The organism is Pseudarthrobacter phenanthrenivorans (genome assembly GCF_000813845.1).
Lineage (GTDB): Bacteria > Actinomycetota > Actinomycetes > Actinomycetales > Micrococcaceae > Arthrobacter > Arthrobacter phenanthrenivorans_B.
Map to the genome: position 1 here is coordinate 30,974 of NZ_JWTB01000031.1, position 12,184 is coordinate 43,157.

General features: G+C 65.8%; 13 protein-coding genes. 6 read left to right on the plus strand and 7 right to left on the minus strand.

The genetic code is table 11. The annotated features are described in order from the left end of the window. Positions 1–12 precede the first annotated feature (12 nt). The 5 genes from rpsM to truA all read left to right on the plus strand — a co-directional run bounded on the left by rpsM (position 13) and on the right by truA (position 3,570). Entirely contained in the window at positions 13–387 is a 375-nt protein-coding gene (rpsM, locus tag RM50_RS15720) for a 30S ribosomal protein S13 (RefSeq protein ID WP_003803743.1), read from the plus strand. Between the two features lie 53 nt (positions 388–440). Continuing rightward, complete coding sequence (rpsK, locus tag RM50_RS15725; RefSeq protein ID WP_009358720.1) at positions 441–842, plus strand: 30S ribosomal protein S11; 402 nt, start codon at positions 441–443, stop codon at positions 840–842. A gap of 129 nt (positions 843–971) precedes the next feature. Next, positions 972–1,982, plus strand: coding sequence for a DNA-directed RNA polymerase subunit alpha (locus RM50_RS15730; protein WP_009358719.1), 1,011 nt, complete (start codon positions 972–974; stop codon positions 1,980–1,982). A 68-nt stretch (positions 1,983–2,050) separates the two neighbouring features. Further along, positions 2,051–2,623, plus strand: a complete 573-nt coding sequence (rplQ, locus tag RM50_RS15735; protein ID WP_043454640.1) for a 50S ribosomal protein L17 — start codon at positions 2,051–2,053, stop codon at positions 2,621–2,623. Positions 2,624–2,655: 32 nt separating this feature from the next. Further along, the gene (gene truA, locus RM50_RS15740) at positions 2,656–3,570 is read left to right on the plus strand and encodes a tRNA pseudouridine(38-40) synthase TruA (RefSeq protein ID WP_043454642.1); all 915 of its coding nucleotides are present in this window, start codon (positions 2,656–2,658) and stop codon (positions 3,568–3,570) included. Between the two features lie 47 nt (positions 3,571–3,617). Here the strand turns inward: truA and RM50_RS15745 are convergent, their stop codons facing one another. Next, positions 3,618–5,285, minus strand: a complete 1,668-nt coding sequence (locus RM50_RS15745) for a sensor histidine kinase (protein ID WP_043454644.1) — start codon at positions 5,283–5,285, stop codon at positions 3,618–3,620. A gap of 253 nt (positions 5,286–5,538) precedes the next feature. Here RM50_RS15745 and RM50_RS15750 point away from each other — a divergent pair, with 253 nt between their 5' ends. Continuing rightward, positions 5,539–6,312 (plus strand): response regulator transcription factor, encoded by a 774-nt coding sequence (locus RM50_RS15750; RefSeq protein ID WP_043454647.1) that lies wholly within the window; start codon positions 5,539–5,541, stop codon positions 6,310–6,312. Positions 6,313–6,315: 3 nt separating this feature from the next. Here the strand turns inward: RM50_RS15750 and RM50_RS15755 are convergent, their stop codons facing one another. The 6 genes from RM50_RS15755 to cpaB form a co-directional block, all read right to left on the minus strand. Continuing rightward, positions 6,316–6,798, minus strand: a complete 483-nt coding sequence (locus RM50_RS15755) for an Hpt domain-containing protein (RefSeq protein WP_043454650.1) — start codon at positions 6,796–6,798, stop codon at positions 6,316–6,318. Positions 6,799–6,891: 93 nt separating this feature from the next. Continuing rightward, complete coding sequence (locus RM50_RS15760) at positions 6,892–7,776, minus strand: type II secretion system F family protein (protein ID WP_043454653.1); 885 nt, start codon at positions 7,774–7,776, stop codon at positions 6,892–6,894. Positions 7,777–7,783: 7 nt separating this feature from the next. Continuing rightward, positions 7,784–8,716 (minus strand): type II secretion system F family protein, encoded by a 933-nt coding sequence (locus RM50_RS15765; protein WP_043454655.1) that lies wholly within the window; start codon positions 8,714–8,716, stop codon positions 7,784–7,786. 10 nt (positions 8,717–8,726) lie between these two features. Continuing rightward, positions 8,727–10,211, minus strand: coding sequence for a CpaF family protein (locus RM50_RS15770; protein WP_043454658.1), 1,485 nt, complete (start codon positions 10,209–10,211; stop codon positions 8,727–8,729). Next, positions 10,211–11,407, minus strand: a complete 1,197-nt coding sequence (locus RM50_RS15775; RefSeq protein WP_043454660.1) for an AAA family ATPase — start codon at positions 11,405–11,407, stop codon at positions 10,211–10,213. Before RM50_RS15775 ends, RM50_RS15770 begins: the two co-directional genes overlap by 1 nt. Beyond that, a complete protein-coding gene (gene cpaB, locus RM50_RS15780; RefSeq protein ID WP_240471974.1) occupies positions 11,404–12,159 on the minus strand; it encodes a Flp pilus assembly protein CpaB in 756 nt (251 codons plus the stop codon). Before cpaB ends, RM50_RS15775 begins: the two co-directional genes overlap by 4 nt. Positions 12,160–12,184 lie beyond the last annotated feature (25 nt).

The window sequence follows — 12,184 nt, forward strand, 5'->3', positions numbered from 1 at the left end:
AGTACTGCCACTATGGCTCGTCTCGCTGGCGTAGACATTCCCCGCGAAAAGCGGCTGGAAATTGCGCTTACTTACATCTACGGCGTGGGCAAGACCCGTGCACACGAAACCCTGGCTGCCACGGGCATCAGCGCTGACGTTCGCGTCAAGGACCTGACTGACGCCCAGCTGGTTGAGCTGCGTGACTACATTGAAGGCAACTACAAGGTTGAGGGTGACCTTCGCCGCGAAGTGGCAGCAGATATCCGCCGCAAGGTGGAAATCGGCAGCTACGAAGGCCTGCGCCACCGCAAGGGCCTGCCCGTACGCGGTCAGCGTACGAAGACCAACGCACGTACCCGCAAGGGCCCGAAGCGTACCGTCGCCGGCAAGAAGAAGGCCCGTTAAAATCCCCGCCCGGGATTTACGGACTTCCCCAATAACTTTCTGTAGGAGAAAAAATGCCCCCGAAGACTCGTGGCGCGGTTCGCAAGCCGCGTAAGAAGGACAAGAAGAATATCGCGCTTGGCCAGGCGCACATCAAGAGCACCTTTAACAACACCATCGTTTCCATCACGGATCCCACCGGTGCTGTTATCTCCTGGGCTTCCTCGGGTGAGGTTGGCTTCAAGGGCTCGCGCAAGTCCACCCCGTTCGCTGCCCAGATGGCTGCTGAAGCCGCTGCCAAGCGTGCGCAGGAGCACGGCATGCGCAAGGTAGACGTATTCGTCAAGGGCCCGGGTTCCGGACGCGAGACCGCAATCCGTTCGCTGCAGGCCGCTGGCCTCGAGGTTGGCTCCATCCAGGACGTCACCCCCGCAGCCCACAACGGCTGCCGCCCGCCGAAGCGCCGCCGCGTCTAATTCTTTCCGCAGCAGGAGCTTGCCCGGACCAGTGATGGTCCGGGCAAGCCCAGCGCGTTAAGTCTTCAGACCGAATTTCCACCACCTGTGTTGCGTCATATAGCGGATGCTCGCCGAAAGGAAACCTAAGTGCTCATTGCACAGCGCCCCACCCTCTCCGAAGAGGTCGTGTCCGAAAACCGTTCGCGTTTCGTCATTGAACCGCTGGAACCGGGCTTCGGCTACACCCTCGGAAACTCCCTCCGCCGTACCCTGCTCTCCTCCATCCCCGGTGCTGCCGTAACCAGCATCCGGATCGATGGTGTGCTGCACGAGTTCACCACGGTTCCGGGTGTCAAGGAAGATGTCACCGAGATCATCCTGAACATCAAGAACCTGTCGGTTTCCTCCGAGCACGACGAGCCTGTCGTGGCTTACCTGCGCAAGCAGGGCCCCGGAGTCGTCACCGCCGCGGACATCGCTCCGCCGGCCGGCGTCGAATTCCACAACCCGGATCTGCACATCGCCACGCTGAACTCGAAGGGCAAGTTCGAACTCGAACTGACCATCGAGCGCGGCCGCGGCTACGTTTCGGCAGCTCAGAACAAGTCCGGCGACGCAGAGATCGGCCGCATCCCGGTCGACTCCATCTACTCGCCGGTGCTGAAGGTTACTTTCCGCGTGGAAGCAACCCGTGTTGAGCAGCGCACCGACTTCGACAAGCTGATTGTCGACGTCGAGACCAAGCAGGCCATCGCCCCGCGCGATGCCGTTGCTTCCGCAGGCACCACCCTGGTGGAACTGTTCGGTCTGGCCCGTGAGCTGAACACCGCAGCTGAAGGTATCGAGATCGGCCCGTCGCCCACCGACGCTGCCCTGGCAGCCGACATGGCACTGCCGATCGAGGATCTGGACCTCACCGTCCGTTCCTACAACTGCCTCAAGCGTGAGGGCATCCACACCGTGGGTGAACTCGTTGCACGCTCCGAGGCTGACCTGATGGACATCCGCAACTTCGGTGCCAAGTCCATTGACGAGGTCAAGGCAAAGCTGGTTGAACTGGGCCTTTCCCTCAAGGATTCGCCTCCCGGTTTTGACCTCGCAGCACGCGCCGCAGCAATCGAAGAGGACGACGCCGCCTTCGGCGACGACGAACTCTAAACCAGACCTTGGCCGGCGGGCAGCACCATGGAGTGCGGCCCACGGCTTCCACATGAGGAGAAACAATTATGCCTACCCCCACTAAGGGTCCGCGCCTCGGAGGCGGCCCGGCTCACGAGCGCCTCATGCTCGCGAACCTGGCAGCATCCCTGTTCGAGCACAAGCGGATCACCACCACGGTGACCAAGGCCAAGCGCCTGAAGCCGTACGCAGAGCGCCTGGTCACCTTCGCCAAGCGTGGCGACCTCGCTTCCCGCCGCCGCGTTCTCGGCCTGATCAGCAACAAGGGCGTCGTCCACGAGCTGTTCACCGACATCGCCCAGGCCGTGGAGAACCGCGACGGCGGCTACACCCGCATCACCAAGATCGGCAACCGCAAGGGCGACAACGCCCCCATGGCTGTCATCGAACTGGTCCTCGAGCCGGTTTCCGCCAAGCAGGCCGTCGTAGCCGAGGCTACGCAGGCTGCTGCCAAGGCTGCTCCGGCCGCCGAGGAAGCTCCCGCTGAAGAGGCTCCGGCCGCTGAGGAAGCTGCTGCAACCGAAGAGGCACCTGCTGCTAAAGAAGCTGCAACCGAAGAGGCTCCGGCCGCTGAGGAAGCTGCCGACGCTCCGGCTGCCGAGGAGAAGGAAGCGAAGTAATTCGCTGACCGGATTCTTATAGACTTAGGTCTGTGAACCACCAAAAACCCGCGGCCCCCGTTCCAGGGGGCGGCGGGTTTTTGCGTATCCGGCTCGATCTTTCCTACGACGGCGGCCCGTTCAGCGGGTGGGCAGTGCAGCCTGGCCTGCGCACCGTCCAGGGCGTCCTGGAAGAGGCGATCGCCCTCCTGGTCCGCCGCCAGGTCCGGGTCACCGTCGCCGGCCGCACCGACGCCGGTGTACATGCCCGCGGCCAGGTGGTCCACCTGGACCTTACTGAAGCCGAGTGGCAGTCAATGCCGCGCGGGCACGAACTTGATCCCGCCGTCGCCATGCTGCGTCGGCTCCGCGGGGCGCTGAACCGGGCGCTCGGGGACCTGCCCGGCGCCGTGGAGATCCACGCTGCCTCGCTGGCTCCCGAAGGCTTTGACGCCCGGTTCTCCGCCCTTTGGCGCCGGTACAGCTACCGGATTGCGGATGGACCGGCGCTGTGGGACCCGCTGGAGCGGTACTTCACGCTGTGGCACAAGAACGCGCTTGACGTCGACCTCCTCAACAAGGGCGCCTCGCAGCTGCTGGGCCTGCAGAACTTCCTGTCTTTCTGCAAGCCCCGCGAGGGCGCCACCACCGTCCGGGAACTGCAGCGCTTCGAGTTCCGGCGCGGCGAGGACGGGGCCATCGTGGCCACCGTCCAGGCGGATGCCTTCTGCCACAACATGGTGCGGGCCCTGATCGGGTCGGCGCTGTATGTGGGGGAGGGGACCGTGCCCCCGGGCTGGCTGTACGAGCGGCTCCTGCTGCAGAAGCGGGACGCGAAATCGGTGCTTGCGGCGCCGCACCCACTCGTGCTGGAGGAAGTGGCCTACCCGTCAGACAGCGAGCTGCTGGCCCGCGCGGAGCAGACCCGGGCACTACGGGAGCACCAGCCCCCATCGATTGCTCCGTAGCTGCCGTTTTCAGGCGTCAAAACGGCATCTACCCAGCAGCCGATGAACTAGAACGCCGGCGGGGGACCTTCTGCCGGCAGGATCACCGTGAAGGTACTGCCCTGGCCCGCTCCGCTCTCGCACTGGATGCTGCCCCCATGCCGCTCCACGATCATCCGCGTGATGGAAAGCCCGAGCCCTGCACCCGGAATGGCGGCCTTCTGCGCTGATTCCGTCCGGAAGAAGCGGTTGAACACCCGGGCCGCGTCCTCCGCGGTCATGCCCATCCCCGTGTCCCGGACGCTGAGGCGGACCCACTGCCGGTCCGCCGTGGCACTGATGCTGACCTGGCCGCCGTCGGGGGAGTACTTGATGGCGTTGGAGACCAGGTTGTCCAGCACCTGGCCGATGCGGAGCGGATCCGCATAAGCCCACAGCGGCGAGGGGACGTCGGCGGCGATCTCCACGTGGGAGCGCTGAGCCGAGGCCTGGGCGGAGCTGATGCTGGTCTCCACGAGGCTGGCCAGGTCCGTCCGCTTGGGATGGACGTTCAGCGAAGTGGAGGCAGAGGCCGTCAGGTCGGCCACCAGGTCCAGCAGCCGTTCGGCGTTCCGCTGGACCACCGCGAGGCGCTGGGCCACGCGCGGCGGAAGGCCGTCAGCTTCGTCCAGCACCAGGTCCACGTTGCCGAGGATCGAGTTCAGCGGGTTCTTGAATTCGTGCGACACGTTGGACACCAGTTCCTGGTTCGCCGCCAGGGACTCCACCCAGCCGGTGACGTCGGTGTAGACCACCACGGCGCCGGTGAGGCGTCCGTCCTCACTGACCAAAGGGCGGGCCGCCGTGGAGACGGCACGCTGGTCCGGCCCTTCACCGGCCCACACCAGGTAGTCGGCGAAGGACTCGCCTGCCATGGCCCGGTTGATGGGCCGGCGGTCCTGCGGAAGCAGGGTGCGGCGGTCCTGGCCAAAGATCAGCTGGTGGCCCTGGCCGGGGAGGGCGTCGTCCGCGCCGGTGGCGCGGCGGAAGTTGCGCTGGCGGCTGTTGGACACCAGGAAGTGTCCGGAGCGGTCGACGGCGGCAATCCCCACGTCGGTGGCGTCCAGGACCGTCTCCAGCAGCTTTTCCCGTTCCCGGCTCGCTGCCAGCAGGTCCCGGAGTTCGCGGTCCTTGTCCGCCAGTTCGGCCTGCTGCTGGCGCAGGCTCACACTGGCGAAACGGATGGCCAGCGACACCGCAAGCATCATCACGGGGAAGAGGACGGCGCTGGTGATGTCCGAGGCCTTGAGGGCCGGGAAGTGTGCCACTGCGGTGGGAAGCATGATCAGGAGCGGCCCAACGAAGCTGAGGACCAGGCTGCTGCGGGCCAGCATCCCGGAGGCCGAAAGCCAGATGACCGGGAAGATGACGAGCACCGCCAGACCCGGCAGGAGGGGTGCTGCGCCGTTGCGCAGGAAGCCGATGGCGGCGAAATCCAGCACCGGGATGAGCAGGTACGGGCGGTGCGCCAGCCGCTCCCACGGGACCAGGAAGCAGCCGAGGAACAGTATCCCGTGGAGGACGATCCCCGCCACGTACAGGGGGCTGTCCAGCAGGGAGGGCCAGGCGAAAGGCGTGGCCGCCGTGATCGCAGCCACGATCACGGTGAGGGGGAGTTGGCACAGCGCCACTTGGGCGCGGGTGCCCAGCCGGCGGAAGATGCGGCCGGGTCCCCGGTGGAACAACGGCTCAGCCATGGTTCTGACTCGTACCCCTTTACACATGGAAAGCGGGCGCGCCAAGGTGCATTGATTTCCCCCCAGTTACCTTGGCATCCGCCCTTTCCTCTGGATAATGCACATGTCTTGTCATAATAATTGACTTTTCAATTTTCGGTGCTGATTCGGATGTCATCAGCCCGGCTTACTAGTAGCGTATAAATGGTTGGAGCGGGAATGGCATTGGCGCTGGGCCAATGGGGGGCCATCTCCGCCTGGCGCAGGGATAGCAATGGACGATCTTGGTGTAGCTGTAGTAATCGAAGACGATGCGGATGTGCGCAACCTTCTCGAAGGTGTGCTCACCCAGGCTGGCTTCGAAGTGCATACGGCTGTTGATGGACGGGCCGGGGTTGAAGTGGTCCGCAGCAAGCAGGCCAACGTTGTCACGCTCGACATCGGCCTGCCCGACATTGACGGGTTTGAGGTTCTCCGCCGGATCCGGAATTTCAGCAATGCCTACGTGGTGATGCTGACCGGCCGGACCGAGGAACCGGACCTGCTGAGTGCTTTGAATGCAGGGGCGGACGACTACATCGCCAAACCTTTCCGGCCCCGGGAACTCCGGGCGCGGGTGGCGGCGATGATGCGGCGGCCCCGGCATGAAGTGACAGGGCAGAAGCCGGCGCAGTGGGGGGAGGCGCCTACTCCCGCCCCGGTGGAGCCCGGGGTGCTGCAGCATAACGGCCTGCTGCTGAACCACCGGACGCGCACCGTTGAAATCAAAGGCGAGCCGCTGGGCCTGACGCGCAGCGAGTTCGACCTGCTCCATGTGCTGTTGAAGGGCGGCGGTGCCGTGTGTACCAGGGCTGACCTGGTCCGGGCCGTACGGGGCGACTTCTACGACCGGGACACGTATATCAGTGAGGCGGACGAGCGGGCCGTCGAGGTGCATGTGGGCAACCTGCGCCGCAAGCTCAAGGAAGACCAGTTGGCGCCGCGCTGGCTGCAGACCGTGCGCGGGGTGGGCTACCGGCTGGCGCCGCGGCGGCCGGACGATGCCTGACTGCTAGCCGTTCTCCAGGATGTAGGTGGACTGCAGTTCCGATACGGTGCGGGCCCCGTCCAGGGCCACACCAGCCATCAGGGCCTGGCCCTGGACGAAGTCGCCCCTCCGGATCAGGCCTTCCAGGAGTTCGGCGAGCCTGGCGAGCCGTACCCCGCCCACCATCGCGGAGCTGATCTTGAGGCTGATCACCGCGTCCAGGGCTGAGGCCTCATCCTGGCTTTCCACCGCGGATCCGAGCCGGGCCAGCCGCAGGTCCCACATGGCGGCGTAGTCCCGGGCGAAGCGCTGGGCCAGGCCCGATCCAGCCAGTTCGTCTTCGAGTTCTTCCAGGACTGCGGCATCAATCAACGGCAAGAGAGCGGCTGCTTCCAGTGAGGGGGCCGAGCCGGCAGGCGGAACGGACGCGGCGGGCGACGCGACCCCGGACAGCGGGGAGTCCGCAGCGGGGCTCTTTCCGCCGGAACCGGGATCGGGACTTTTCATTGTTCAAGGCTACTTCCTGGAAATCCTTCGGTGTCCTATTTCTTCTCATTCTGTGTAAACCTTGAGGCAACCTTGCCGCCGTACTGAGTATCCTTACTGGCCGCTGAAGGTCACCACTGTATTGATGACGGCCGGTCCCAGAATGGCAATGAAGAGGACCGGAAAGATAAAAAACAGCAGCGGGAAAAGGATCATGACGGGCAGTTTCATGGCCTTTTCCTCGGCCCGCTGGCGCCGCTTGACCCGCATCACCTTGGCCTGGACCCGCAGGACCCGGCTGATGGCGATCCCGTAGGTGTCGGCCTGCACCACGGCCTGCACAAAGCTGCGCAGTTCAGGGATGTTGGTTCTCTCGGCGAGGGCAATGTAGGACTCCCGGCGGCTGCGCCCCACCTGCATGTCCTGCAGGGTTCGGACCAGTTCTTCCGCGAGCGGTCCCTTGCCGTTCTCTCCGGCCCGGGCCATGGCGCCCTCGAAGCCCAACCCGGCCTCCACGGAGATGAGCATCTGGTCCAGCGTGTTGGCCAGTTCCAGCTGCATGGCCTTTTGCCGTTCCTGGCCCTTGCTGTAGAGGAGAAGGTCAGGGATGAAGTAGCCGAGGACCAGGACAAAGAGCCCGGCGAGCTTCATCAGCGGGGAGCTTCCGATGGAGGTGAGGTACAGGCCAATGGCCACACCTGCCAGGCCAATACCCAGTTTTGACCCCAGGACCTTGCCCAGCGGCATGGAGGCGGGCCGGCCGGCGAGGGCAAGCAGCCGGTCGAGGAAAGCGACGTAGGCCGGGGGAGTCAGCCGCCTGCCGATGCCTTCCAGCAGGCCCGGCTTGGATGCCGGTGCGGCGGCAACGGGCGGCGCGCCGCGGGAGAGCAGGTCGGAGACGGCTGCACGGCCCTGCTTGTCCACGGTGAGGATGGACCAGGCCAGCGCCGCAACAGGGGTGCAGACCAGCAGAACGGACAGGAGGACGATCAGGTTCATCGGGGCCTCAGAACTTCAGGTCGATGATCTTGCGCATCCACAGCGCGCCAATGGTCATCAGGACAAACGAGGCCCCGATCATCACCCAGCCCAGGGGATGGGTGAACATCGAGTTCATGTAGCTGGGGCTCACGGCCAGCAGCATGGCCACGATGCCGAACGGCATGGCGATCAGGATGTAGGCCGAGAACTTGCCTTCCGCCGCCAAAGCCTTGATGTGGCCTTTGATTTCGGCGCGCTCGCGGATGGTCTCGTTGACCTGGTCCAGTACCTCCGCCAGGTTGCCGCCCACTTCCCGGTTGATCTGGATGGCCTGCGAGATCCAGACGAAATCCTCGTTCTTCATCCGGTCGGCGGTGTCATTCAGGGCGGCCAGCAGGTCACGGCCCAGGCTGGTCTCGGTGATCACCCGCCGCATCTCCTCCGACGTCGGTTTCTGGGATTCGGTGGCGGCGGCGTCGATGGCACGCAGGATGCTGTGCCCGGCCCGGAGGCCGCCGGAGAGCAGCTGCAGGGTGTCGCCGAGCTGGCTGTCGAAGGCGGCACGCCGCTTGCCGGCCAGGAAGCCAAGGACGAGTTTGCCCACGAAGGGCGCCAGCAGGGCGAGGAGCAGCCCCACCACGGGACCGACGGTCACCAGGCCCACGAGCATGCCCACGCACGCGCCGATTCCCACCAGGAGGAAGAATTCCGCCTGGCTGAGGCGAAGGCCGGCGTTCTCCAGCTCGGCCCGGGAGAAGAGCTTGACGGTTCGCCCGGCGAGAAGGCGCTCCAAAGAGCGGACCCCCGACGTTGCCAGGCGGGAAATGGAGGACGGCGGCTCGGGCTCAAACGGACGACGGCGGTCCAGCGGCACCGAGGGCGCGCTGGGCAGGAGCACGGCCACGCCCAGCAGGCAGATGGCTGCCAGCAGGATGACGCTTCCGATGGCGATGATCATGGCCGCCTCCCTACTTGGTGCCCGGCGACAGCGGCCCGGCGAAGACGGCCGGGGACACGTGGATGCCCAGGTCCTCGAACCGGTCGATGAACCGGGGCCGGATGCCCGTGGCCACCGGCCTGCCCAGGAAACGGCCCTGGGCGTCCACGCCGGCGGAGTAGTCGAAGACGAAGGCGTCCTGGAGGGTCACGATGTCGCCTTCCATGCCCTGGACCTCGGTGACGTGGGTGATGCGCCGCGAGCCGTCGCGGAGCCGGGAGATCTGGACGATGAGGTTCACGGCGGAGGCGATCTGTTCGCGGATGGCGCGCAGTGGCAGGTCCATGCCGGCCATCAGCACCAGGGTTTCCAGTCGGGCCACCGCATCGCGGGGCGAGTTGGAGTGCACCGTGGAGAGGGAGCCGTCGTGGCCGGTGTTCATGGCCTGCAGCATGTCCAGCGATTCGCCGCCACGGACCTCACCCACCACGATGCGGTCCGGGCGCATGCGGAGGGAGTTGCGGAGGAGTTCGCGGATGGTGACCTCGCCCTTGCCTTCGGTGTTGGGCGGGCGGCTCTCCAGCCGGACCACGTGTTCCTGCTGGATCTGCAGTTCCACGGCGTCCTCGATGGTGACGATGCGTTCATCGTGCGGAAGGAACGAGGACAGGACATTCAGGAGGGTGGTCTTGCCCGTGCCCGTACCGCCGGAAACGATGATGTTCAGTTTTGCCTTGACACAGGCGTTGAGCAGTTCGGCCATCTCGGGTGTGAGCGTTCCGAAGTCGATGAGGTTGCGGACCGTGAGCGGCGTCTTGCTGAATTTACGGATGGTCAGGGAGGAGCCGCCCACGGCCAGCGGCGGGATGACGGCGTTGACGCGCGAACCGTCCTCGAGGCGGGCGTCCACCAGGGGCGAGGACTCGTCGATGCGGCGGCCCACCTTGGATACGATCCGCTCGATGACCTTGCGCAGGTGTTCCTCTGAGCTGAAACGGGACTCGGTGAGGGTGAGTTTGCCCTTGCGCTCGACATAGATCTGGTCCATCCGGTTCACCATGATTTCGGTGACGGCGGGATCGTCCAGCAGTCGCTGGAGGGGGCCGTAGCCCAGCACGTCGTCGGCAACGTCGCGGACCAGGCGGGTGCGCTCCTCCGGGGTCAGCGGCACCTGCTCGGCGTCGATGATGCGGGTGAGTTCCTCCTTGGCGGTGCTCCGCAGTTCCTGTTCGCTGACGGCGGCGTCGTTGAAGCGGGTGCCCATCCGCTCGAAAAGGGCCGTGGCCGCCCTGTCCTTCATGGCTGCGAAGACGTCCACCCTTGGTGAGCTGGGCACCTGCGCTGTGCCGGCGTCGTGCGTTGAATGCACGACGGCGGCATGCGCGGGAAGGTGCCCTTCCGCACTGTCCGCCGGGGCCGGCGAAGCTGCGGGGCGGGGCGGTTCCAGCAGCGCAGTGCCCGCGCCCGCTCCCTGGTTGCGGTCCTGGACCGCGTTGATGCGTTCGGAGAGTTTCATCAGATAACCACCCTTCGGTGAAGCTTCCGCTGAGTCTGTGTGCGCCAGGCCGGGTTGAAGCGCTCCACCAGCTGGCGGAGGCTCTTGACGGCGGGGTCTTTCTTCGATTCCTGCAGGACAGGGATGCCGCGGTTGGTGGACAGGGCCACCGCGCGGGAGCGGGGGACGCTGACGTCCACGGGTGCGCCGATGGTGGATTCGACGTCCTGGACGTTGAGGCCTGCTTTCGCGTCCGCCATGTTGAGGACCACGTGGCGGGATTCGGGCATGATTTCGAGCTGGCGGAGGACTTCCAGTCCGGAGCGGAGTCCGCGCAGGCTGGGGATGTCCATGGCGCTGACCCACACCACATCCGTGCACTGCTCCATGGCCGCGAGGCCGATTTCGGGCATGCCCGGGGCAGTGTCGATTACCACGTACTGGAACTCCTGGGCGAGCTGTTCGAGCAGCCGGCTGACCTGGTCCGGGGTGATGTGGTCTGCGTCCACGGGGTTGGGCGGGGCGCAGAGGGCGTAGATGCCGGCGGGGTGCACCGTGAGGAAGGCCTTGAGGACCAGCGAGTCCTGGGCGGCGGCGGGGGTGACGGCGTCCGTGACGGTGTGTTCGGGGTTGAGGTACAGGCCCGAGGCGACATCGCCGAACTGCAGGTCAAGGTCCACGATGACCACGCTCATGGGTGCGATCTGACCCAGGCCGATGGCGATGTTGGTGGCCAGGGTGGTTTTGCCCACGCCGCCCTTGGGGGAGAAGACGCCGATGACCAGGCCCTTGCTGTTTGCTTCCGCCTGCTGTGATTCGGGGCCTCGGTGCCTGGTGGCGAAGGACTGGCAGGCGCGCTCCAGCAGCACCCGGATTTCGGCGGCGTCCGCCTGCGGGCTGAGGATGTCGCGGATGCCGGCGCGCATGGCGTGCAGGAGGAACTCCGGCTGCACGTCGCTGACCAGGACCAGGCTGAGACCTGGGAGCTGGACGTCGAAGACCTTGGCGAACCGCAATGCCTCTTCGTAGGGGACGTCCGGGCCGATGATGAGGACCTCGGGCTGTTCCTGGTTGAGGAGGGCGAACAGTTCGGCCGGGCCTGCCGGGAGGATGTCGCTCGCGATGGTCTGGACGGTGCCGCGCAGTCCGTGGGCGACGGCGGCGCGCAGCTTCTGGTCGAACTCGGCGTTGGGGGAGAGGAGGACGAAGCGGCTCACTTGTACACCGTGTCCTTCCTGGCTGTTGCGGGACCGCTGTCGGTTGCGTCCAGGGGCTCCTTGGTAAGCCAAAGTTCGCCGTTGATGGAGGTGAAGATGATCTTGTTGGCGTCGACGTCGCTGACGGCCACGGTTACCATAAGTGACCCCTCGGGGAGCGTGGTGTCCTGCGGATTGGTGCCGTCAGTGGGCTTGGCGCTTGGCGTTGCCTGCGGGGCGCGCTGAACGGCGGTGACCAGGGCCTTGCGGATCGTGAGCTGGGTGGTGGGGTCGCCTGCTTTGGTCTTGTCTGCCCCCGCCGCGAAGATCAGGGCGATGCCCACGTGGTCACCGGCTTCAATCCGCCCGCCTACGACGCGCTTCGGTTCCAGCTCGAAGGTGACTTCCTGGAGGCCTGCGGGCACTTTGACGCCGCCGGTGGTTTTGGCGTCCTGCGGGGCGACGAGGCGTTCGGCGAGAAGTTGTTCGCCGGGGACGAGGTCCACTGCGGCGACGGTCCCGCCCTTCCCGTCCAGGGAAGTGAGTGCGGTGGCGGCTACACCGGCGGCGGGGACGTCCTCGATAACAAGGGAGGCGGCCATGTCGTTTACCGGCGTTCCTGCGGGGATGGCTTTCTGGACCACCAGCACCTTCTTCGGGTTGGTGCTGGCCATCGCCCGGGCATCAGCGCCGTTGGCGTACACGATGATGAGGAGGGCTCCCACAAGCGCCAGGGCAACGGCGGCCGTGCCGGCAAGCATGCGAGATTTCACGGTTTTCTCCTGGTCAAGGTAGTGC